Origin of the sequence: Bhargavaea ginsengi (assembly GCF_900109165.1) — a bacterium.
GTDB classification, from domain to species: domain Bacteria; phylum Bacillota; class Bacilli; order Bacillales_A; family Planococcaceae; genus Bhargavaea; species Bhargavaea ginsengi.
Map to the genome: position 1 here is coordinate 136,130 of NZ_FNZF01000006.1, position 19,970 is coordinate 156,099.

The following is a 19,970-nucleotide window of genomic DNA, read 5'->3' on the forward strand; positions in this document are numbered from 1 at the left end:
AGTCTCAACCCTTTATGATTAAATTTATGAAACGTTTCCCAAGCCTTTCCGTATACAATAGAAAGATGTCATAGAAGGGGTGAACCGGATGAGAAGAGAACCGGCGAACCGCATATCCGAGAAGGGGCTCACCGTCTGGAGGATCCATGGGATCTTCTATACGCTGATTGTCCTTGTCCCGGCGATTGCGGCTAGTGTACTGGCATACATATTTGAAGGCCCGATCTGGATTTATATCGTGTCGGGGGCGGTTTCCGTGATTGCGGCGTATCTGCTGATTTTCCTGTTTCCGAAGATCCGATGGCAGCGTTGGAGGTACGAAGTGAGGGAAACGGAAATCGAGCTGCAGCATGGGCTGTTCATCGTAAAGAGGACGCTCGTGCCGATGGTCCGGGTACAGCATGTCGACACGAGCCAGGGCCCGATCCTCAGGAAATATGCCCTCTCCGGCATTACCGTATCGACGGCCGCGACCAATCACGAAATCCCGGCGCTCCAGATGGAAGAGGCCGACGAGCTGAGGAGCCGGATCTCCGTGCTCGCGAGGGTGGCGGAAGATGATGTCTGAGAAGAACAGGCTGCACTGGGTCACTGCTGTCATCGAGCTTCTGAAGACGCTGAAGGAAGCGATCATTCCGCTCCTCGTCATCGTTGTGGCGAACGGCATTGGACGGGAACGGTCGGGGAATTTCTGGCTGGATAATCTGACCATCCTGATTTTTGGTGCATTTGTCGTGTTTACTGCGGTTGCCGGCTTCGTCAAATGGAAACGGTTCGTCTACTGGTTCGAAGACGGGGAACTCCGGATCGAGCACGGGCTGTTTGTAAAGAAAAAGCGCTATATCCCGTTTGAACGGATCCAGAGTGTCGATTACACGGAAGGGATCTTCCACCGGCCGTTCGGGCTCGTCAAGGTGAAGATCGAGACTGCGGGCAACTCGTCCGTCCTGGAAGGGGCGGAGGCGGACCTGACGGCGGTGACCCGTGCGGAGGCGGATCGTGTGAGCTCGGTCATCTCCGAGGCGAAACGCCGCCGCCGTGCAGGCGTGCAGGAAGTGCAGGAGGATGGGACAGAAGCGGTCGCCGTCCTTCCGGCAGAAGAACCGGAGGAAGAAGCGAAAGTCCTTTTCCGGATGGGACGCAAGGAAATTTTCCTTCTGGCGACGTTCTCGGGAAGGATCGGCATCATCTTCTCCGGGATCGCGATTTTCCTGTCGCAGTTCGCCGACATCCTGCCGTTTGACGTGATCTATGACGAAGTGGTCGCGTTTATCCGGTTTGGCGTGTTCATGGTCGCCGTGGCGGTCCTTGCGGTGATGCTCGTCGGCTGGGTCCTGTCTGTCGCCTGGACGTACCTCGGATTTTACGGATTCACTGTCTCGTTTGACGGGGATGACCTGTTCATCTCAAGAGGGCTCCTGGAGAAAAAACGGGTCACCGTACCGCTGAAGCGCATCCAGGCGGTGCGGGTGAGCGAGAACCCGTTCCAGAAACTTCTCGGCTATGTATCGGTCAAGGTGCATAGCGCCGGAGGGAGCGCGAAAGAGGGAGGCGCGGCAATCGGGCTGTTCCCGCTCGTGAAGAAGCGGGAAGTCAACGGGCTTCTTTCGGAGCTTTTCCCCGATATTGAAACATCTGGAGAACTAAAGAGGATTCCTGTGAAATCCCGTCCGTTCTATTACCGGCTCGACTTTATTTGGGTAATTCCGCTGACGGCCGCTTCAGGGTACTTCCTGTTCCCGTATGGCCTGCTTGCGCTGCTCATCATCCCGCTGATTATCCTGCTCGGACTCTGGCAGCACCGCTCTGCGGGCTGGGCTGTAAGGGATCGCCAGCTGACCGTCCGGTGGCGTGATTTTACGCTGCACACGGTCTATGTGTTCAGGAAGCGGGTCCAATCGATGCAGGAGCATCAGACCATCTTCCAGAGGCGGAGGAATGTCGCGACTGTCACGGCAGCATTCAAGTCTGGCGTCATGCCCAGCAAAGCACCCATCCGCCATATCGATGAGGCGGATGCGGACCTGCTGATGGATTGGTACGACCCGAGAAATCGGGCGCAGACACCGGCTTCCGTTGAAGGAACTCCTGCCGCCGAAGGCGAATAAGTTCATACAGACGGGCCTCCCCGAGCCGGGAGGCCCTTTTCTGACAGGAGGGGTCGGGTTGGAAGAGCTTATATTTCGCCATATGCAGACGGTCCGTGAGATGACGCTGAAATGCCTGGACGAAACACCCGAGGAAATTGCGGGCATTATTCCAGACGGGTTCAGCAACAATATCCACTGGAATTTTGGGCATATCCTGTTTATCCAGGAGCGGCTCGCCCTGGAAGTGGCAGGCGAAGAGATGGAGCTGGCTGCGAAATACCCGGAGTACTTTGCTGCGGGCACGAAGCCGTCTGATTGGAAGAGTGAGCCCCCGTCTCTGATCGAGATCAGGGAGGAACTGGACACCCAGACGGAGCGTCTTCAAAAGCTGCGGGCAGGCCGCCTGGACGAGCCGCTTCCGGAACCGTTCACGAACCGCATGGGCCTCACATTCCGCATGACCGGCGAAACACTGCTGTTCTCGTTTTACCATGAAGCCCTTCATCTGGAGACAATCAGGCAGATGAGGAAACTGATCCGTGCCGCTGAGTGACAGAAAAATCCCGGACCGCAAAGCGGCACGGGATTTTTCCTGTTCAGACGGTTTCCGGTTTCCGGCTGAACTGCTTTCCTGGATGACGGGCGGGGAGGCGGTTGCCATTGCCGAACAGGTTGTCGCGCAAGGAGGTGCCCCCGTAATCTTTAGGTACACGGCCGCGTGCCTGGAGGATCGGGATGACCCATTCGCCGAATTCCTTGAAGGTCCTATGCGCAAGGGCATAGGCGATGTTGAATCCGTCGACGCCGGTCTCGTCGGCCCACGCCTCGAGCACGTCCGCAACCTGCTCCGGCGTGCCGACGATTGCGGTGCCCATGCCGCCGACGCCAATCGATTTGATGATCTCACGGATTGTCCAGTTGCGTTCCGGATCGATTTTCGTGAATGTCTCGAGCGTGGAGCGGATCGCGTCATTTTCGACGTATTCGACGCCGGCATCAAGGTCGGCGCCTGACAGGTCGACGCCCGTCCAGCCGCCGAACAGGGCAAGTGCGCCTTCATCGGAGATGTAGGACTGGTACTCATCGTACTTCTCACGGGCTTCTTGCTCGGTCCGCCCGATGACCGGTGTGACCAGTGTCAGGATCTTGATCTCTTCCGGATCACGTCCGGCTTCAGCTGCCGCTTCCCGGAGCCTCGTGACGGTCTGTTTGGCCGCGTTTTTCGTTGGTGCTCCGATAAAGGCGAGTTCAGTGTGCCTTCCTGCGAATGAACGGCCCTTTGGCGACGCGCCAGCCTGGAACAGCACCGGTGTACGCTGAGGGGACGGTTCCGACAGATGGGCGCCCGGCACCTTGAAGTATTTGCCGTGATGGCCGATATCGTGGACTTTGGAAGGATCCGAATACACACGGTTTTCCTTGTCGACTTTCACGGCATCATCTTCCCAGCTGCTTTCCCACAGTTTGTAGCACACTTCCAAGTATTCTTCCGCGATGTCGTAGCGCTCGTCGTGGGAAACCTGTTCGTCCAGACCCATGTTGAGGGCGGCGCTCTTCAGGTAGGATGTGACGATGTTCCAGCCGACACGTCCCTTTGTCAGGTGATCGAGTGTCGAGATTCGGCGGGCGAACGTGTACGGATGCTCGTGGCTGACGGAGGCAGTGACACCAAAGCCGAGATGATTCGTGACAGCCGCCATGAGGGGGACGACGAGGCTCGGGTCGTTGACCGGCGACTGTGCACCTTGTCGCACCGCTGCTTCGCGGGAACCGCCATAGACATCGTACGTACCAAGTACATCTGCAAGGAACACAGCATCATAGCGGGTCTCCTCGAGGATGCGTGCAAGCTCGATCCAGTAGTCGCAGTCCTTGTACCGGTGGGACTGGTCATCGGGATGCGCCCAGAGGCCGGGAGACTGGTGACCCGCTGTGTTCATCTCGAACGCATTCAGGTAAATACGTTTTTTGGTCATGGTCATCATCCTTTCATTCTGGCTCAGGCATGGGTTCGGCTGTGCTGCCTTCGGATCAGTTCCGCAAAATAGGCCGTCTGTTTCTCAAGGCGGCTGAGGCAGTCTCCGTCAAGCACAGGGATGTCGAGATTCTTGTCGATCACATCATCCGTCAGGTAAATCCCTTTTAGGGCATGCCCCTTCAGCGTGGAAAGGAGCGGCTTGAGGGCATAGTCGAGTGCCAGCAGATGCCCGGGGCTGCCGCCGGTCATGAGCGGAAGGACGGGGGTGGATTCCAGCACATCTTGAGGCAGAAGGTCGATAAACGCCTTAAGGACTCCTGAATAAGCGGCTTTGTAGACAGGGGAGCCGACGACGACCCCCTGCGCTTCCCGGATGCTCGCTGCGGCGCCCGTGACGGACGGGTGGCTGAAGTCTGCTGTAAAGAGGGCTTCGGCGGGAATGTCCCGCACGCTCAGGTGGGTGACGATGAACCCCTTGTCTTCAAGCAGCCCTCCGATGTAGCCGAGTACTCGGTCCGAGCGGGAAGCGGCACTCGGACTGCCGGAGATGATGACAATTTCGGTCATGGATATTCATCCTTTCTTTAATGAGGTCATTTGGCGGATGGGGTTGGATTGACGGATTCCGCTGAAAGGTTCCGGAAAGGATGAAGAATAGGAAAAGGCCCTTTTCCCATTCAAGAATGAGAGAAGAGCCTGGGCAGAATACAATTACGCCTGCCTGACTGTTTTCTCATCTTCAGGACAGATCTGTCCTTCCGGAGTTAGCACCATACAAACCGGAGTTTGCTGGTTGCTGAGGCTTCGCAGGGCCAAGTCCCTCCACCTCTCTTGATAAGAAAAAAATTATGAATTTTTCAGCTTGATGAACAGTATAGCAAAGCTTTCGGCATTGTCAACGATAAATTTCAGACTTTTCTGTAGAGCTGTCACTTGCCGGAATAAGATGCGGACCCAGCAGCCGGAAGGAGCGGGCGCGTTCAGCTACTTTCGGCAGCGCTGTGTGCAGGATGAATTCATCTATCCGGTAAGCCTCATGGAGCTGCGCCAGTTGCTGATGCACATAGTCGGGTGTCCCTGCGATGATGTCTGCCTTCAGCTCTTCGACTTCATAGGGAACACCTGCCTGTCTGCCGAACGAATGAGCCGCTTCGGTGGATGTCAGCGTGAATGAACGGCCGTTCTGCAGATGCACTTTGATGATTTTGTAATCACCTGCCAGATTTTCAGCTTCTGCCTGCGTCGGCGCTGCCAGCACATGGGCGGCAGCGATGAATGTTCCGCCGGGATGAAGTTCCCGGTACGCGGCGGTTGATTTTTCCAGCACGGTGCGATTGTTGTTGATGAACAAAGCGAATACAAATCCGATTCCCAGTCTTGCCGCGAGCCGGGCGCTATCCGGGCTTGCACCAAGAAGATGGACATCAGGCCGTTTGGACGGGAGAGGGGTGGCCTGGATGCCGGCCAGCGGATGAGCTTCCGGTACTTCATCCCGGATCAGTTGCATCAGATGGGCCAGCCTTTCGGCAAAGTCTGTCCCGTCGTTGACCGTCCCGAATTGCAGGGCCTTCGTGGAGAGGGGAAGGCCGCCGGGTGCCTTTCCTATACCGAGGTCGACCCTTCCAGGAGCAAGCGCGGACATCAGATGGAAGTTTTCAGCGACTTTAAAAGGACTGTAGTGCTGGAGCATGACGCCTCCGGACCCGATGCGGATGGACTCTGTTTTGGCCAGCAGATGGGAGACCAGCACCTCAGGTGATGAACCGGCTACGTCCTGGGAGTGATGATGCTCGGACACCCAGAACCGGCTATACCCCCATTTTTCCGCCTGTTGGGCCAGTTGCACTGTCTGCTGCAGGGCGTGCTCTGCGGACGCCCCCGGAAAAACCGGGCTTTGATCTAATATGCCAAGTTGATAGCTCATGAAGAACCCCTCCAATATGGTGATTTCAAATGCCTGAATGTTTGGTGGCAGGCAGGTGTCAGTGCACACTGAATTCTAATACCCTTATAACTCTACCTGATTAGTAGGTTTTAGGGTAGGTTGAATTTTTCGCAGGCGGGGCGGTACCACATCAGAACCACATCAAAAAAGCCCCGCGGGAGCAGGGCTTGGGGTACTTTAGCGGCGCTTCTTGCGCCAGCTTGTGATATTCTTCGGGTGGAAGTAGCTGAAGCCGACGAGGAAGCCGACTGCCAGGCCGGTCAGGTGGGCGGTGATGTTGATGTTCGGTGTCAGGAACGTCATGATCACGCTGATGACGATGATCGGCAGGATGATCTGGCGGATTTGCGGGAATGCGCCCTTCGTATGGTAAACAAATGCGCCGAACGCGCCGAAGATCCCGTAGATGGCACCACTTGCCCCAACATAGGCGTAAGAGCCGTCATGCAGGAAGTAGGATGCGACATTGCCGAACAGGCCGGCCAGGAAAAACAGGTTCAGGAACCGGGTCTTGCCTGCAATCCGTTCAAGCTCCGGGCCGAACAGGAACAGGGCGAACATATTGAACAGGACATGCATGAGTCCGGCATGCAGGAACATCGGTGTGATAAAGCGCCACCAGTCGCCGTCAGCGATCAGCCGGTTGATGCCCATCCCATGAAACATGACCAGGTCGCCGATGCCGGGCAGGATGGTCAGGATGTAGATGATCACGTTGATCGCGATCAGCGCCGAGACGACCGGATAAAGCCGGATGTACTCGGAGAAGCTTTCTCTTCTGATAAACATGGTTTCACCTCAATTTACATAAGAACAGTATACCGCGTTTGGCGCGGTCCAGAAAGCGGGGAGAACGGATGATCACGGGAATTGGGCTTGATATAGTGGAAATGGACAGGATCAGGCAGGCGGACGGCCGCAGCGACCGCTTCCGGGAGAGGATCCTGAGCAAGGAAGAATTGGAGCGATATGATCAGCTCGGCGGCACCCGCCGGACCGAATATCTTGCCGGGCGGTTTGCCGCCAAGGAAGCATTTGCAAAAGCGCTCGGCACCGGAATTGGCGTGTCGTGCGCGTTTTCCGACATCAGTGTGCTTTCCGGCGAAGGCGGCAGGCCGATGCTGTATTTCAGGGGCAAGCCGGCGGCGGGTTTTGTCTCGATCACGCATTCGCGGGAATATGCCGCCGCCCAAGTGATCCTGACCGGATTCCCGGCAGCCCTGTCCGAATAAACCCGGCCCTTCTCTCATAGGATGTTCCACAGGAGCGAAATGAGAAAGGGTGAAGGAATTGCGGAGCCGGATATTCGCAGGAATGCTCATCGTGCTCGTCATGCTGCTGGCGGCATGCGGGTCACAGTCGAAGGAAGACGTCATGAAAAAGCTGAGCGGCAAATGGACGGATGCAAAAGGTTATGAACTCACCGCCGTCATGGAGATCAAGACCGGCGATGAGCCAAGGCTGTATGACGTGGAAGTGTGGCACACAAAGCCGGACTACTACCGGGTCAATGTGGCCCAGCAGGGCTCCAAGGAGTCCCAGATGATCCTCCGAAACAAGGATGGGGTATTTGTCGTTACGCCTTCGATCGGCAAGACGTACAAGTTCCAGAGTGACTGGCCGGAGAAAAACAGCCAGGCTTATCTGATCGGTGCGCTTGCGGAAGACATCCGGGCGGACAAGGATGCGGTGATGAAGGAAGAAGACAAGGAATACGTCTTCGAGACGGTCACACGGAACAACCATAGGAAAATGCTGCCTTATCAGCGTATCCACATCGACAAGAAATCGCTCCTCCCTGTAAAGGTGTCAGTGCTGAATGAAAACAAAGAAGAGCAGATGAAGATCACGTTCGAAAAAATCTCTCTTGGCACAGAGCGCAGTGCCGGCGATTATGCGGTGGAAAAGCATTCGAAGGCACCTGAAGGCGCCGAAGGATCCGCGGATGACACCGATGCGACAGAAGAAGAGGCAGAAGGCGAAGACCAGGAAGGCACCACGGAAGAATCAGACAGTGCAACCGATGAAGAAGGCAACGAAGAAGGCAAGACAGAAGAAGGAGATGAAGAAGCGGGTGCCGAATTGGATGGTGAGGAATTCCGCACATCCTATCCGCTCCTGAAATGGGAAGGCGTCGACCTGCTGGAAGAAGAAGTTGTCGGTAAAGGTGAAGAAAAGCGCGTCTACCTGACATACGGCGGCGAGAAGGAATTCGTCATCGTTCAGCAGCAGGCGAAGTCTCCTAAAGAAGCGCTCGTTCCGGTATTCGCGGAAGGGGATCCGGCACACCTCGGCTTCACGATCGGCGCAATCACCGATAATTCGGTCAGCTGGGAAAAGGGCGGCGTGTCCTACTTCCTCGCCTCGAATGCCTTGAGCCGCGAGGAGATGGTGGAAGTAGCGACATCGATGATCGAAGCAGAACAGAAGTGACCTGCAAGTATTGACGGCTTTCTCCCTCCGGGCGGATAATGAAAATGATAAAGAGATATATCCGTCAATTCGGAAGGGAGAACGGGGAAATGGAACAAATGGAATGGGGCCGGCCGACAGTGGCGGCCATCGATCTGGAGGCGATCCGGGAAAACGTGCGAAACACAGCACGTCTGACCGGCCCGGACACCGGCGTGATCGCAGTGGTCAAGGCGGACGGCTACGGGCACGGCGCAGCCAGAGTCGCGGAGGCGGCGCTGGAAGCGGGCGCAATGATGCTCGCGGTCGCCACTCCGGATGAAGCGGTGGAACTCAGGGAGGCAGGCCTGGAAGCGGACATTCTGCTTTTGGGCGCCTCCCCTGTTCCGTTCGCGCGCATTGCGGCTGAACAGGATATTATCATCACAGCTGATTCTCCGGCCTGGATGGAGGCAGTTGCTGCCGCCGCGCCTGATTTCGTCCGCCCGCTCCGGGTTCACCTAAAGGTCGATACAGGGATGGGCCGGCTTGGCGTCAGGAGCGGGGAAGACCTGCTCCGGATGTACAGGGTTGCCAGGGCGGCAAAAATCTCTGTCGACGGCATCTTCACTCATTTCGCGACGGCCGATGAGCCCGACAATGAGGTATGGAGGATGCAAGCCTCCGGATTCCGGGAAGCGGTGGAGCTCTTGCCGGAGCGGCCGCGTCTCGTGCACGCATCAAACAGCGCGGCTACATTCATGCACCCCGAGTGCAGGTTCGATGCCGTGCGGCTGGGGATTTCCATGTACGGGATCGCCCCTTCCGGCTTTGTCAGAGAGCGTCTGCCATTTCCGCTCCGGCCCGCGATCACGCTTTCAACCGAGCTTGTCCATGTGAAGCGGCTTGGCCGGGGAGATACCGTCAGCTACGGGGCAACCTACAGGGCGCAAGGTGATGAATGGGTCGGGACACTCCCGATCGGCTACGCCGACGGCCTTCTTCGGGGACTGGGTGCCCAGGATGTGCTGATCGGCGGCCGGCGCTGCCCGATTGTCGGCCGTATCTGCATGGACCAGTGCATGGTCAGGCTGCCTCACGAGATGGCGCCGGGAGAGCCTGTTGTCCTTCTTGGGAAACAGGGCAATGAACAGGTCAGCCCCGACGAGTGGGCAGAACGGCTTGGGACGATCCCATATGAGGTTGTCGTCACGTTATCAAAGCGGATTCCCAGAGTTTATTTGCAGGGTCGCGGGGAATACTAAACCCAACACGGCCCGACAACATCCGACAAATGCAGCCGGTTGCGGCGGGGATTTTGTCGCATTCTTTCCGAACGTGTCTTTTCAACAAGTCTATCCGGTGGTATGATGGGATAGATATTTGTTGAATGGCTGCGTCGGAGGTGTTTGCTGTGGCAGAGAAAGAGACTAGAGAAGTCGTGGTGAAGATCCCCAAGCGGATGCTTCAGTGTGACGGGGACTCCGTCGCCTACGACCGGGCGGAACAGGACGGGTACGTCTACCTGACGACCACCCGGAAGACACGGAAGGAACAACCAAATCTTATACGGGAAGCCATCGTCCAAGGCTACGTGGAGATGTCGCAGATCAATCTTTCGATCGCTTCCGAATGTTTGTACGCGGAATACGAAGCGGAGCACGCGTGGCGCAACTCGTAATCGGAGGATGAGATTTTGGCCATAAAACGCGGGGACATTTTCTTTGCAGATCTGTCGCCGGTGAAAGGTTCTGAACAGGGCGGGAAACGACCCGTCCTGGTTATTCAGAACGATATCGGCAATCGGTTCAGCCCCACAGTGATCGTTGCAGCCATCACGGCCCAGATACAGAAAGCCAAACTGCCCACCCATGTGGAAATCGATGCGGTACGGTACGGATTGGACAAAAACTCCGTCGTCTTGCTAGAGCAAGTCCGGACGATTGACAAATCCCGCCTATCCGACAAGATTACACATCTGGATGAAGAAATGATGCGGCAGGTGGAAGAGGCGCTTGAAATCAGCCTCGGATTGGTGAAATTTTAAGCATACATACTCAAGAATGCCGCCCGGCAAATGCCGGGCGGCTTTTCTTGCATCAGCATTCCCGGCAGCGAAGATCCTTTCCGGGCTTTTTGTATCCCTTCAATTGGAATGCAATGAGTCGACGCTTGTGTGGGATAATAACGTGTGGATACACAGCGCCGGGAGGTTCGGCAATGGACGGCACCGGTGAGCCTGTGCGTTCTGACCATCCCGTATAGAATTATATGGTTCTCCATATCTCGCAAAAAGAGTGTGTTCTGGCCGGGTTTTCGTTACAATGTAAGGAACAGTCGGTATAAGGAGGCTATCAAAGCCATGTATAGAAAAGTTCCTCAGTTTGTCGAGACTCACCTGGAAGAGATCATCGACAATTGGAAACAGCGCATGAAAGATGAGCATGGTGAAAAATTCTTCCACATCATGCCGGAAGAGGTCATCGAGCGGACCAGCCGTGATTTTGCGGACCTCGTCGTATCGAGCCTTACCGAAGAGACAGGCCTGTACGAGGAAAAGCTCCACAACTTCTCCGAACGCATTGTACGCCTCGGCTGGTCGATCACGCTTGTCATGAAGGCGATTGAGAATTTCTCGGACACGCTCTATGACCTGCTGCGAAAAGCGGAAATTCTCGACGACAGCAATGTAGCCGAATACTTTGATATCCTGAACAACTGGATCAAGCCGCTCCGGCAGGAAGTTGTTGAAATGTACGCCCACACTTGGGAGCGCACGGTCAACCTTCAGAAAATTGCCCTACAGGAGCTGTCGGCTTCCCTGATTCCGGTATTCGATAAAATTTCCGTCATGCCGCTTGTCGGCACGATTGATACGGAACGCGCAAAGCTGATCATGGAGAACCTCCTGGAGGGCGTTGTCCGCCACCGCGCCGAAGTTGTCCTGCTCGACATCACGGGCGTTCCCGTCGTCGACACGATGGTGGCGCACCACATCATCCAGGCTGCGGATGCGGTCCGCCTCGTCGGCGCGCGATGCATGCTTGTCGGGATCAGACCGGAAATTGCACAGACAATCGTGGCGCTCGGCATCAGCCTGGAAGACTTTACGACAACCAGCACGCTGCAGAGGGGCATGCAGGAAGCCCTGGCGCTGACGAACCGAAAAATCGTGGAGGTGGACGAACATTGAACATGCGTATCCCAATTCTAAAGCTGAAGGATATCCTGATCGTTTCACTCCAATGGGAGCTGGACGACCAGACGGCGATCCAATTCCAGGAGGATCTTCTGGAAAAGCTTCATGACACTTCCGCCAGAGGCGTGGTCATCGATCTGACGCCGATTGACTTCATCGACTCCTTCATCGCGAAAGTGCTGGGGGATGTCATCAGCATGTCGGGCCTTATGGGTGCCAGAGTTGTCATCACCGGCATTCAGCCGGCCGTCGCCATTACGCTCATCGAACTCGGTATCCGTCTCGAAAATGTCATGACGGCCCTCGATCTCGAAAACGGAATGGACAAATTGCAACATGAATTGGAGGCTTGACGATGGGGTACCGGTCTTCAGTTGATATCCATACAGAATGGGACATTGTCGCTGCGCGGCAGCTGGGCCGGAACGAAGCAAAGAAAGTCGGCTTCGGCACCGTTGACCAGGCCCGTATCACTACGGCAATCAGTGAACTCGCAAGAAATATCTATTTATATGCAGGAGCCGGAAAGATTGAGATCGAACGCCTGAACGAAAATGACCTGTTCGGAATCGCCATCATCGCATCCGATGAGGGCCCGGGAATCCCCGATGTCAGGAAAGTGATGGAAGACGGTTATTCGACATCCGGCGGACTCGGTGCCGGAATGCCCGGAGTCAAGCGACTGATGGACGACTTCCGCGTGGACACCGAAAAAGGCAAGGGCACGAAGATCACTGCAGTCAAATGGCTCCGCTGACAGGGGGATGAGTCAAGATGCCTCAGCAGACGGAAACAGAATACAAAGAGATTTTGAGGCAATACCTGGAAAATCAGTCGGAACAGAATCTGTACATGGGCGAGGCGTTCAGCCGGAAGCTGATCGAGAAGGATATCTCGCCCGAAGAGGTCATCAGCATACATAAATCCGCGCTCAAGGATGTATTGCCCGGCCTTCCTTCAAAAGTCTGGCATTCTTTCGATTTCCTTATCGAGATGATGATCCGTTACGGTCTCGCATTAAAGGAGCATCAGTCTCTCGTCAAACGCCAGGAAGAGATGCAACTCGAGATGGAAGTGGCATCGAAAGTGCAGGAGACGCTGCTGAAAACGAAGATTCCGGTCGTCGAAGGCATGGACCTGGGATATGTAACCGTGCCATCGCGCACAATGAGCGGGGATTATATCTACTTTGTCGGAAACGATATGGATGAGGCGGGCGTGGCTGTCGCCGATGTTATGGGCAAAGGCATCCCTGCAGCCCTTTGCATGTCGATGGTCAAGTTCGGCATGGACAGTGTCCAGCATTCATCTGAAGGTCCTTCCGGCGTTCTTTCGGTTATTAACCGCATCGTCGAAAAAAGCGTCAATGATTCGATGTTCGTCACCATGATGTACGGACGCTATGACGCGAAAAGCTCGACCTTTTCCTATGCCTCCGCCGGGCACGAACCGGCGCTTCATTACGTGGCATCGGAAAATCGTTTTGTGGAACTGGATGCCAAAGGGCTGCTGCTCGGCGTTTCGCCGGATGCCCGCTATGAGGAGGGGAGCGTGGCCCTTGAGCGCGGTGACTTCATCGCCATCATGACCGACGGGGTGACCGAAGCACGGACGCCGGAAGGCTTTGTCGAAAAGGACACCATCCTCGAAATCATCAGCAGCGTAAAAGACCGCCCCGCCCAGGAAATGGCGGAGCATGTCTTCGCCGAATTGGATCGCATGCAGGGCTTCCGTCTCCAGGACGATTTCTCACTGGTGATCTTAAAAAAAGAATAATTGATGTTTGAATTTCTTCGTAAGGGGTAAAACCTTGATGTTGTGTTCAAATGGAGTTCTGGTTTTGGGACAAAAAAATAGAGTGAGAAATTTAAAGAAGAGGTGTGGAAATGAACCTACAAGTAGATCTGAATAGAGAAGACAGTGTACAGCATTTTAAAGTGATCGGTGAGATCGATGCGTTCACGGCGCCGGCCCTGCGGGAGAAGCTTGCAGAACATCCCGTTGAAAAAGGCATGAAAGCAGAAATCGATCTTTCGGACGTAGAATATATGGACAGTACGGGTCTCGGCGTATTCGTCGGTTATTTCAAGCAAGTGAAGGAAACCGGCGGCCAAGTTAAAATCACCGGGCTTTCGCCGCGGCTCAAGCGTCTGTTCGATATCACAGGCCTCAATGAAGTCATGGATATCGAAGAACATAAAGATGATAAAGGTGGGTTAAATGATGCAACCGTATGACTACGTGGAGATCCGTGTGCCGGCAAAGGCCCAGTACGTGGGTGTGGCGCGGCTCACGATCTCCGGCCTTGCAAGCCGGCTGGGCTTCACCTATGACGATATTGAAGACATGAAGATTGCTTCGAGTGAGGCCATCACGAATGCGGTGCAGCACGCCTACAAGGAAGACGAAGAAGGTGAAGTCGTCGTCGGGTGTGCACTGTATGAAGACCGGATGGAGATCATGGTGGCCGACCATGGTCAGAGTTTCGACTTTGAAGCGACTAAAAAGAGTGTGGGGCCATACCACGATCACGAAGAGGGCATGTTCCTCCGGGAAGGGGGTCTCGGCCTCTACCTGATCGAGACGCTGATGGACGAAATCAAGATCCACCATGATGAAGGTGTTACCGTCTTCATGACCAAATATCTCGGCGGAGAGCAGGTGGAAAAGGATGTCGAAACAGTCTCCTCCTGATTCCAAGTCAAAAGAACAGGTGTTGGGCTGGATCAAGGCTTTCCAGGAGAGCGGCGATGAGGGAGCACAGACAAATCTCGTTCTCCATTATGAGCGGCTTGTCCAGTCGATCGCCCGCAAATACTCCAACGGAAAATCCTATCATGAAGACATCGTGCAGGTCGGCATGCTCGGACTTCTCGGCGCCATCCGCCGATACGACCCTGATTACGGCCGCAGCTTTGAGGCATTCGCCGTTCCGACAATCATCGGGGAGATCAAGCGTTTTCTCCGCGATAAGACATGGGCGGTCCATGTGCCGCGCAGGATCAAGGAACTTGGTCCGAAGATCAAGTCTGCCGCTGAAACACTGACCAACGAGCTTCAGCGTTCCCCGAAAGTTCAGGAGATCGCAGATTACCTCGAGGTGGAAGAAGACGACATCCTTGAAGCGATGGAGATGGGCAGAAGTTATCAGGCCCTATCCATGGACCACTCGCTGGAGGCTGACTCCGACGGCAGTACGGTCACCCTGTTTGATATCATCGGTGATACGGATGACGGCTATGAGATGACGGACCAGAGACTGATCGTGGCAGAAGCGCTCAATGTCCTGTCCGAGCGGGAAAAGCAGATCATCCAGTATACATATATCGAACAGCTAAGCCAGAAAGAAGCCGGGGAACGTCTGGGGATTTCCCAGATGCACGTATCCAGGCTTCAGCGCAAGGCCATCAAGAAGTTGCAGGAGGCCATCGCGGCGGCTGGTGGTGGGCCTTCTTGAAGACGGTGAAGGATGACCGGGTAGAAGCGTACATTTACCAGGAAGCGAAAGAGGGAAACAGTGAATCGGGCGATGTGTACTTTACATTCGTCCATGAAGATTATTTCTTGTGCGCGATTGCGGACGGGCTTGGCAACGGGCCGATCGCGAGAGAGTCGGCGGAGGTCGTCCCGGAGATTCTGGAGCGCCATCATGACGAGTCCATCGACCAGCTTCTCAGCCGGTGCAACATGCATATGCACCAGAAACGGGGGGCTGCCGTCGCGATCATCAAGGCGTATTTCAAAACGTCCAGGATCGAATACAGCTGCGTCGGCAACGTCCGGTTCTATCTCTACCGTCGGTCGGATGATAAAATGATCTATCCGCTCCCGGTTATGGGCTATCTGTCCGGACGGCCGCAGAAACTGAAAACACAGGGCTATGATTACGGTCCCGGCGATCTGTTTCTTCTCCATTCGGACGGCGTGGACATCCGAAGCCCGAAGGCGTTCATGCAAAGCAGCACCGGTGCGTACGACCTTTACAAGAAGGTGTTTGAGACCCTGGAACACGGCGATGATGCCACCTATATCGCAGGAAGCCTGCTCCGCTAAATCCGCGGAGCGGGTTTTTTCGTCTTCCGGCCAGCCGGTCGGGGCGGATAATGTCTTCCTTAGCAATCGATTGGCATCCGTCTCGGGAGCGGAATGCGCCTATGGGAATGTGCCGTGCGAAGGTCGGTTTATGATAAAGTGAACGGGTAGAGAGCGGAACGAAAGGGTGAGAGGGATGCAGGAAAAAGAACTGATTCAAAAAGCGGCGGCGCGCGCGGGTGTGCGTGCGGGCCAGGCGCAGGCGGTAATCGGACTGCTGGCGGAAGGCAAGACCGTGCCATTTATCGCACGCTACCGAAAAGAGGCGACAGGCGAACTTGATGAGGTGCAGATCAAGGCAGTCGAGGACGCCCATCGCTATCTTTCCCAGCTGGAGGAGAGAAAAGAGGAAGTCATCCGCATCATTTCGGAACAGGGGAAGCTGGATGGAAATCTGGAAAAGGCAATCCGCGGCGCTGATGTGCTGCAGCGGGTGGAAGATTTGTACCGGCCTTATCAGAAAAAGCGGAAGACCCGCGCGACCGCTGCAAAAGAACGGGGGCTTGAACCGCTGGCAGACCTTTTGCTGAGTGACCTGAAACAGCGTCCTGAAGAGGCCGCCGGGGAATTTGTTGATCCCAATAAAGAAGTGCCCGACACTGAAGCCGCACTGGCCGGCGCGCGGGACATTATCGCGGAGCGCATTTCTGATGATGCCGCGGTCCGTGAGAGGATCCGCAATGCCATCCGACGAGACGGGTTCATTGTTACATCCCGGAAGAAGGATGCGGAGGATCCGAAAGGCGTTTTCGAGATGTACTATGAATACGAAGAGCCGGTGAGGCAGATCAAGCCGCACCGCATACTTGCCGTGAACCGCGGAGAGAAGACAGGTGTGCTGAAGGTGGCGGTTGCTGCGCCAGACGAGCGGCTGGTCGAAGAAATACGCCGCCTCTATCTCCGTTACCCCGGATCCGCAGCGGCCGAAGAAGTGACGGAAGCCGCTGCGGATGCATATAAACGCCTGCTTCTCCCATCAATCGAACGGGAGATCCGCGGCGAGCTGACGGAAAAGGCGGAGGAACAGGCGATCAGGATTTTTTCCGAGAACCTGAAAAGACTCTTGCTCCAACCGCCGATGAAGGGCAAAACCGTTCTCGGCGTGGACCCGGCCTACCGGACCGGCTGCAAGCTCGCCGTCGTGAGCGACACCGGCCGGCTGCTTGAGCTAGGTGTCATTTATCCGCATACGTCATCGGATACGGAAGGTGCGAAAAAGAAAGTCCTCGGGATGCTCGAAAAGCATTCCGTCTCCATCATCGCAATCGGCAACGGCACCGCTTCGCGTGAGACCGAGCAGTTTATCGCTGATTGCCTAAAGGAGACGGACGGCGGGGCATCCTATGTGATCGTCAATGAAGCGGGTGCAAGTGTGTACTCCGCATCGGAAGAGGCGCGCCGTGAATTTCCGGAACTCCAGGTCGAGCAGCGCAGTGCCGTCTCCATCGCACGCAGACTCCAGGATCCACTGTCGGAGCTCGTAAAGATCGAGCCGAAATCGGTCGGGGTCGGCCAGTACCAGCATGATGTTTCGCAGAAAAACCTTGGGGAGCAGCTGGACTTTGTCGTCGAAACTGCTGTAAACCGTGTCGGTGTCGATGTGAACACCGCTTCGGCATCGCTGCTTCAACATATATCAGGACTTTCCCGCACGGTCGCTGACAATATCGTTGCAGCCCGCGATGAGCTCGGACGCTTCAGTTCCCGGGCCCAATTAAAGAAAGTGCCCCGCCTTGGGGCCAAGACATATGAGCAGGCAGTCGGCTTTCTCCGAGTGCCGGAAGCGAAAAATCCGCTGGATGCCACCGGTGTACACCCGGAAAGCTATGCGCTGGCGGAGGAGATCCTTAAGGTTGCTGATCTGGACAAGAAAGACATCGGAACTGAGCTAGCCGCTGAAAAGCTCGGGGAACTGGATGCTGGGGAAGTCGCAGAGGCTATTGGAGCTGGTGAAGTCACTGTACGGGACATTATCGAGACACTCCGGCGCCCTAACCGAGACCCGCGGGATGAATTCCCTCAGCCGCTTCTGAGAAAAGAAGTGCTGACAATGGATGACCTGAAGCGCGGCATGGAGATGGAAGGGACTGTCCGGAACGTCGTGGACTTCGGCGCATTTATAGACATCGGCGTCGGGGACGACGGCTTGCTCCATGTGACCAAAATGAGCAAGGGACGCATCCGCCATCCACTGGATATTCTTGCTCCGGGAGATGTCGTCACGGTTTCAATTGATGATGTCGACCGGGACAAGGGCCGGATTTCCCTCACCATGCTCAGCCGGGCAGAGGAAGAGGACAAGAAGAAACAGGAAGAACAGCGCAGGCGCCAGTCTGAGGAGCGGAAGAATTCGGCAAAGAAGCTTTCCGACCTCAAGCCGGGTGTCCAGGTAAAAGGGCAGGTGCGCCGCCTGAAACCATACGGTGCTTTTGTTGATGTCGGAGCGGGGAAGGATGGGCTGGTGCACATCTCCAAGATGGCGCCGGTCCGTGTCGAAGATCCGGGTGACATAGTGCAGCCCGGAGATACTGTTGCTGTATGGATCGAATCCGTCGATACAGCCGCCTCGAAAATCTCCCTGACGATGATTGACCCTGCAGATAAGAAGGGAAGCAGAAAACGCCGTGGATGAACAGCAACTCCAGCAGCTGACTGAATCGATTTCATTGGAATCGTTTGGCCGCACATTCAGGCACCGGGTCTATTTTAATCCGAGGCTCAGGACGACCGGCGGCAGGTACAGGCTCCACGACCATGACATTGAGATCAATCCTGAAGCTTACAGGAAGTATGGTCTGGAAGAGCTGACCGGGATCATCAAGCATGAGTTATGCCACTATCATCTTCATATAGAAGGAAAGGGATACCGGCATCGGGACAGAGACTTCCGGGAGCTGCTGAAAGAGACCGGTGCACCCAGGCATTGTTCCGTCATCCGAGAACCCGTCAGATGGAAAACAAAGCATCTCTATCGTTGCACGGATTGCGGGCAATCCTACCTGCGGAAGATTCGGATGGACACGAGCCGATACCGTTGCGGAAGATGTCACGGACGTATTCAAAAAGTCGAATAGAGTTGAAGGAATCAGCCCTTGCCGGACGGTGAAAACCGTTGCGCGGCAAGGGTTTTGATATTTTTATAAAAAAGTTGGCGAAAAGTGTTGACGTTTTTTCGTATGCCCCCTATAATAGGACAAGTCGACAAGAGATCACACGAAAGCCTGACCGGCTGAGTGCTCTAAAGACATCACATATGGCCCCTTGGTCAAGCGGTTAAGACACCGCCCTTTCACGGCGGTAACACGGGTTCGAATCCCGTAGGGGTCATCATAAGGGGTAGGACGCCGGGCTCGCGCCCGGCTGTCCGGAAACTCCCTTTCATACATAGGTGGTCCCGTGGTGTAGCGGTTAACATGCCTGCCTGTCACGCAGGAGATCGCGGGTTCGATTCCCGTCGGGACCGCCATTTATTCTGAAGCCGATGGCTGAAGGATGATATGCGAGCCATTAGCTCAGTTGGTAGAGCATCTGACTTTTAATCAGAGGGTCGCAGGTTCGAGCCCTGCATGGCTCACCACCCTTTAATGAAACGGTTTAAAAAAGTTGAAAAAAGATGTTGACTTTCCCGGATCAAGGTTATATAATAAATCTTGTCGCTGGAACGAAACACGAAAACAGCTTCTGAAAACCGAATCACTTTTAACATGCGGTAGTGGCGGAATGGCAGACGCGCTAGGTTGAGGGCCTAGTGGGAGTTAAATCCCGTGGAGGTTCAAGTCCTCTCTACCGCACCATTTATTTTAATATTGTGTGCGCCCGTAGCTCAATTGGATAGAGCGTCTGACTACGGATCAGAAGGTTGTGGATTCGACTTCTGCCGGGCGCGCCACTTTGCGGGTGTAGTTTAGTGGTAAAACCTCAGCCTTCCAAGCTGATGATGAGGGTTCGATTCCCTTCACCCGCTCCATTATTATTTTGAAGTTATGAACCTTGAAAACTGAACAGCAAAACGCTGATGAACGAAGTTCCCGGAACCCGACCCCGTCGGGCGAACGGAGCGAATGAAATGCCAGTTTTAAAGTATGAGCTTACTCATACTCTCTTTATGGAGAGTTTGATCCTGGCTCAGGACGAACGCTGGCGGCGTGCCTAATACATGCAAGTCGAGCGGATGAAGGAGAGCTTGCTCTCCGGATTCAGCGGCGGACGGGTGAGTAACACGTGGGCAACCTGCCTGTAAGATCGGGATAACTCCGGGAAACCGGGGCTAATACC

Annotated in this window: 21 protein-coding genes, 6 tRNA genes, 1 rRNA gene, 1 pseudogene and 1 riboswitch; of the genes and pseudogenes, 25 read left to right on the forward strand and 4 right to left on the reverse strand. The window is 55.3% G+C overall.

Going from position 1 to position 19,970, the window contains the following annotated elements:
* Positions 1-88: 88 nt before the first annotated feature.
* From BMX91_RS13665 to BMX91_RS13675, 3 genes are read left to right on the forward strand one after another with little or no spacing between them, the layout of a single operon-like run.
* Complete coding sequence (locus BMX91_RS13665) at positions 89-568, forward strand: PH domain-containing protein (protein WP_092055425.1); 480 nt, start codon at positions 89-91, stop codon at positions 566-568.
* Positions 561-2,108: a PH domain-containing protein gene (locus tag BMX91_RS13670; RefSeq protein ID WP_177168401.1), complete on the forward strand. Its 1,548-nt coding sequence runs from the start codon at positions 561-563 to the stop codon at positions 2,106-2,108. The genes BMX91_RS13665 and BMX91_RS13670 overlap by 8 nt, the downstream gene beginning before the upstream one ends.
* A gap of 58 nt (positions 2,109-2,166) precedes the next feature.
* A complete protein-coding gene (locus BMX91_RS13675) occupies positions 2,167-2,643 on the forward strand; it encodes a DinB family protein (RefSeq protein ID WP_092055430.1) in 477 nt (158 codons plus the stop codon).
* A gap of 43 nt (positions 2,644-2,686) precedes the next feature.
* Here BMX91_RS13675 and BMX91_RS13680 read toward each other — a convergent pair whose 3' ends face one another.
* The 4 genes from BMX91_RS13680 to BMX91_RS13695 all read right to left on the reverse strand — a co-directional run bounded on the left by BMX91_RS13680 (position 2,687) and on the right by BMX91_RS13695 (position 6,802).
* A complete protein-coding gene (locus tag BMX91_RS13680; protein ID WP_092055431.1) occupies positions 2,687-4,066 on the reverse strand; it encodes an LLM class flavin-dependent oxidoreductase in 1,380 nt (459 codons plus the stop codon).
* Positions 4,067-4,089: 23 nt separating this feature from the next.
* Positions 4,090-4,635, reverse strand: coding sequence for an NADPH-dependent FMN reductase (gene ssuE / locus BMX91_RS13685; RefSeq protein WP_092055434.1), 546 nt, complete (start codon positions 4,633-4,635; stop codon positions 4,090-4,092).
* 163 nt (positions 4,636-4,798) lie between these two features.
* Positions 4,799-4,909, reverse strand: a riboswitch (SAM riboswitch).
* Positions 4,910-4,963: 54 nt separating this feature from the next.
* On the reverse strand, positions 4,964-5,992 hold the full coding sequence (locus BMX91_RS13690) for an LLM class flavin-dependent oxidoreductase (RefSeq protein ID WP_092055436.1): 1,029 nt from the start codon (positions 5,990-5,992) through the stop codon (positions 4,964-4,966).
* Between the two features lie 198 nt (positions 5,993-6,190).
* Complete coding sequence (locus BMX91_RS13695) at positions 6,191-6,802, reverse strand: rhomboid family intramembrane serine protease (RefSeq protein ID WP_092055439.1); 612 nt, start codon at positions 6,800-6,802, stop codon at positions 6,191-6,193.
* A gap of 68 nt (positions 6,803-6,870) precedes the next feature.
* Between BMX91_RS13695 and acpS the strand changes: the two genes are divergently transcribed.
* The 22 genes and pseudogenes from acpS to BMX91_RS13805 form a co-directional block, all read left to right on the forward strand.
* Positions 6,871-7,245 (forward strand): holo-ACP synthase, encoded by a 375-nt coding sequence (gene acpS / locus BMX91_RS13700; RefSeq protein WP_092055441.1) that lies wholly within the window; start codon positions 6,871-6,873, stop codon positions 7,243-7,245.
* A 49-nt stretch (positions 7,246-7,294) separates the two neighbouring features.
* The gene (locus tag BMX91_RS13705) at positions 7,295-8,446 is read left to right on the forward strand and encodes a LolA family protein (RefSeq protein ID WP_407640881.1); all 1,152 of its coding nucleotides are present in this window, start codon (positions 7,295-7,297) and stop codon (positions 8,444-8,446) included.
* An 89-nt stretch (positions 8,447-8,535) separates the two neighbouring features.
* Positions 8,536-9,669, forward strand: coding sequence for an alanine racemase (gene alr, locus BMX91_RS13710; RefSeq protein WP_092055444.1), 1,134 nt, complete (start codon positions 8,536-8,538; stop codon positions 9,667-9,669).
* 140 nt (positions 9,670-9,809) lie between these two features.
* Positions 9,810-10,096: pseudogene (locus tag BMX91_RS13715) on the forward strand (transcriptional regulator).
* A 4-nt stretch (positions 10,097-10,100) separates the two neighbouring features.
* Positions 10,101-10,451 carry a type II toxin-antitoxin system PemK/MazF family toxin gene (locus BMX91_RS13720; protein ID WP_008301460.1) on the forward strand — a complete coding sequence of 117 codons (351 nt, stop codon included), beginning with the start codon at positions 10,101-10,103 and terminating at the stop codon, positions 10,449-10,451.
* Between the two features lie 315 nt (positions 10,452-10,766).
* Positions 10,767-11,597: an RsbT co-antagonist protein RsbRA gene (locus tag BMX91_RS13725; protein ID WP_092055448.1), complete on the forward strand. Its 831-nt coding sequence runs from the start codon at positions 10,767-10,769 to the stop codon at positions 11,595-11,597.
* Complete coding sequence (locus BMX91_RS13730; protein ID WP_092055450.1) at positions 11,594-11,956, forward strand: STAS domain-containing protein; 363 nt, start codon at positions 11,594-11,596, stop codon at positions 11,954-11,956. The genes BMX91_RS13725 and BMX91_RS13730 overlap by 4 nt, the downstream gene beginning before the upstream one ends.
* 2 nt (positions 11,957-11,958) lie before the next feature.
* The gene (locus tag BMX91_RS13735; protein ID WP_092055452.1) at positions 11,959-12,360 is read left to right on the forward strand and encodes an anti-sigma regulatory factor; all 402 of its coding nucleotides are present in this window, start codon (positions 11,959-11,961) and stop codon (positions 12,358-12,360) included.
* Between the two features lie 17 nt (positions 12,361-12,377).
* Positions 12,378-13,379, forward strand: a complete 1,002-nt coding sequence (locus BMX91_RS13740) for a PP2C family protein-serine/threonine phosphatase (RefSeq protein WP_092055454.1) — start codon at positions 12,378-12,380, stop codon at positions 13,377-13,379.
* 110 nt (positions 13,380-13,489) lie between these two features.
* Positions 13,490-13,840, forward strand: a complete 351-nt coding sequence (locus BMX91_RS13745; RefSeq protein ID WP_092055457.1) for an STAS domain-containing protein — start codon at positions 13,490-13,492, stop codon at positions 13,838-13,840.
* A complete protein-coding gene (gene rsbW / locus BMX91_RS13750; protein WP_092055458.1) occupies positions 13,827-14,297 on the forward strand; it encodes an anti-sigma B factor RsbW in 471 nt (156 codons plus the stop codon). Before BMX91_RS13745 ends, rsbW begins: the two co-directional genes overlap by 14 nt.
* Positions 14,275-15,060 (forward strand): RNA polymerase sigma factor SigB, encoded by a 786-nt coding sequence (sigB, locus tag BMX91_RS13755; RefSeq protein ID WP_092055461.1) that lies wholly within the window; start codon positions 14,275-14,277, stop codon positions 15,058-15,060. Before rsbW ends, sigB begins: the two co-directional genes overlap by 23 nt.
* Before the next feature lie 5 nt (positions 15,061-15,065).
* Positions 15,066-15,656, forward strand: coding sequence for a PP2C family serine/threonine-protein phosphatase (locus BMX91_RS13760; protein ID WP_322787473.1), 591 nt, complete (start codon positions 15,066-15,068; stop codon positions 15,654-15,656).
* A 175-nt stretch (positions 15,657-15,831) separates the two neighbouring features.
* Positions 15,832-18,327 (forward strand): S1 RNA-binding domain-containing protein, encoded by a 2,496-nt coding sequence (locus BMX91_RS13765; protein ID WP_092055465.1) that lies wholly within the window; start codon positions 15,832-15,834, stop codon positions 18,325-18,327.
* Positions 18,320-18,769 carry a SprT family protein gene (locus BMX91_RS13770; protein WP_092055469.1) on the forward strand — a complete coding sequence of 150 codons (450 nt, stop codon included), beginning with the start codon at positions 18,320-18,322 and terminating at the stop codon, positions 18,767-18,769. Before BMX91_RS13765 ends, BMX91_RS13770 begins: the two co-directional genes overlap by 8 nt.
* Before the next feature lie 181 nt (positions 18,770-18,950).
* Positions 18,951-19,022, forward strand: a tRNA-Glu gene (locus BMX91_RS13775).
* Positions 19,023-19,085: 63 nt separating this feature from the next.
* Positions 19,086-19,161: transfer RNA gene (locus BMX91_RS13780), tRNA-Asp, on the forward strand.
* Between the two features lie 35 nt (positions 19,162-19,196).
* Positions 19,197-19,272: transfer RNA gene (locus BMX91_RS13785), tRNA-Lys, on the forward strand.
* A gap of 129 nt (positions 19,273-19,401) precedes the next feature.
* A tRNA-Leu gene (locus BMX91_RS13790) sits at positions 19,402-19,489 on the forward strand.
* Positions 19,490-19,507: 18 nt separating this feature from the next.
* Positions 19,508-19,584: transfer RNA gene (locus BMX91_RS13795), tRNA-Arg, on the forward strand.
* A 4-nt stretch (positions 19,585-19,588) separates the two neighbouring features.
* Positions 19,589-19,662 (forward strand) — tRNA-Gly (locus BMX91_RS13800).
* 135 nt (positions 19,663-19,797) lie between these two features.
* A 16S ribosomal RNA gene (locus BMX91_RS13805) occupies positions 19,798-19,970 on the forward strand; the annotation flags it as partial.

Bases quoted from the DNA above. Each gene is read 5' to 3' on its own strand.
- BMX91_RS13735 (WP_092055452.1), top strand. From the start codon at position 11,959: ATGGGGTACCGGTCTTCAGTTGATATCCATACAGAATGGGACATTGTC.
- BMX91_RS13665 (WP_092055425.1), top strand. From the start codon at position 89: ATGAGAAGAGAACCGGCGAACCGCATATCCGAGAAGGGGCTCACCGTC.
- BMX91_RS13725 (WP_092055448.1), top strand. From the start codon at position 10,767: ATGTATAGAAAAGTTCCTCAGTTTGTCGAGACTCACCTGGAAGAGATC.
- ssuE (WP_092055434.1), bottom strand. From the start codon at position 4,635: ATGACCGAAATTGTCATCATCTCCGGCAGTCCGAGTGCCGCTTCCCGC.
- BMX91_RS13695 (WP_092055439.1), bottom strand. From the start codon at position 6,802: ATGTTTATCAGAAGAGAAAGCTTCTCCGAGTACATCCGGCTTTATCCG.
- acpS (WP_092055441.1), top strand. From the start codon at position 6,871: ATGATCACGGGAATTGGGCTTGATATAGTGGAAATGGACAGGATCAGG.
- alr (WP_092055444.1), top strand. From the start codon at position 8,536: ATGGAACAAATGGAATGGGGCCGGCCGACAGTGGCGGCCATCGATCTG.
- BMX91_RS13745 (WP_092055457.1), top strand. From the start codon at position 13,490: ATGAACCTACAAGTAGATCTGAATAGAGAAGACAGTGTACAGCATTTT.
- BMX91_RS13690 (WP_092055436.1), bottom strand. From the start codon at position 5,992: ATGAGCTATCAACTTGGCATATTAGATCAAAGCCCGGTTTTTCCGGGG.
- BMX91_RS13765 (WP_092055465.1), top strand. From the start codon at position 15,832: ATGCAGGAAAAAGAACTGATTCAAAAAGCGGCGGCGCGCGCGGGTGTG.
- BMX91_RS13680 (WP_092055431.1), bottom strand. From the start codon at position 4,066: ATGACCAAAAAACGTATTTACCTGAATGCGTTCGAGATGAACACAGCG.
- BMX91_RS13670 (WP_177168401.1), top strand. From the start codon at position 561: ATGTCTGAGAAGAACAGGCTGCACTGGGTCACTGCTGTCATCGAGCTT.
- sigB (WP_092055461.1), top strand. From the start codon at position 14,275: ATGTCGAAACAGTCTCCTCCTGATTCCAAGTCAAAAGAACAGGTGTTG.
- BMX91_RS13740 (WP_092055454.1), top strand. From the start codon at position 12,378: ATGCCTCAGCAGACGGAAACAGAATACAAAGAGATTTTGAGGCAATAC.
- rsbW (WP_092055458.1), top strand. From the start codon at position 13,827: ATGCAACCGTATGACTACGTGGAGATCCGTGTGCCGGCAAAGGCCCAG.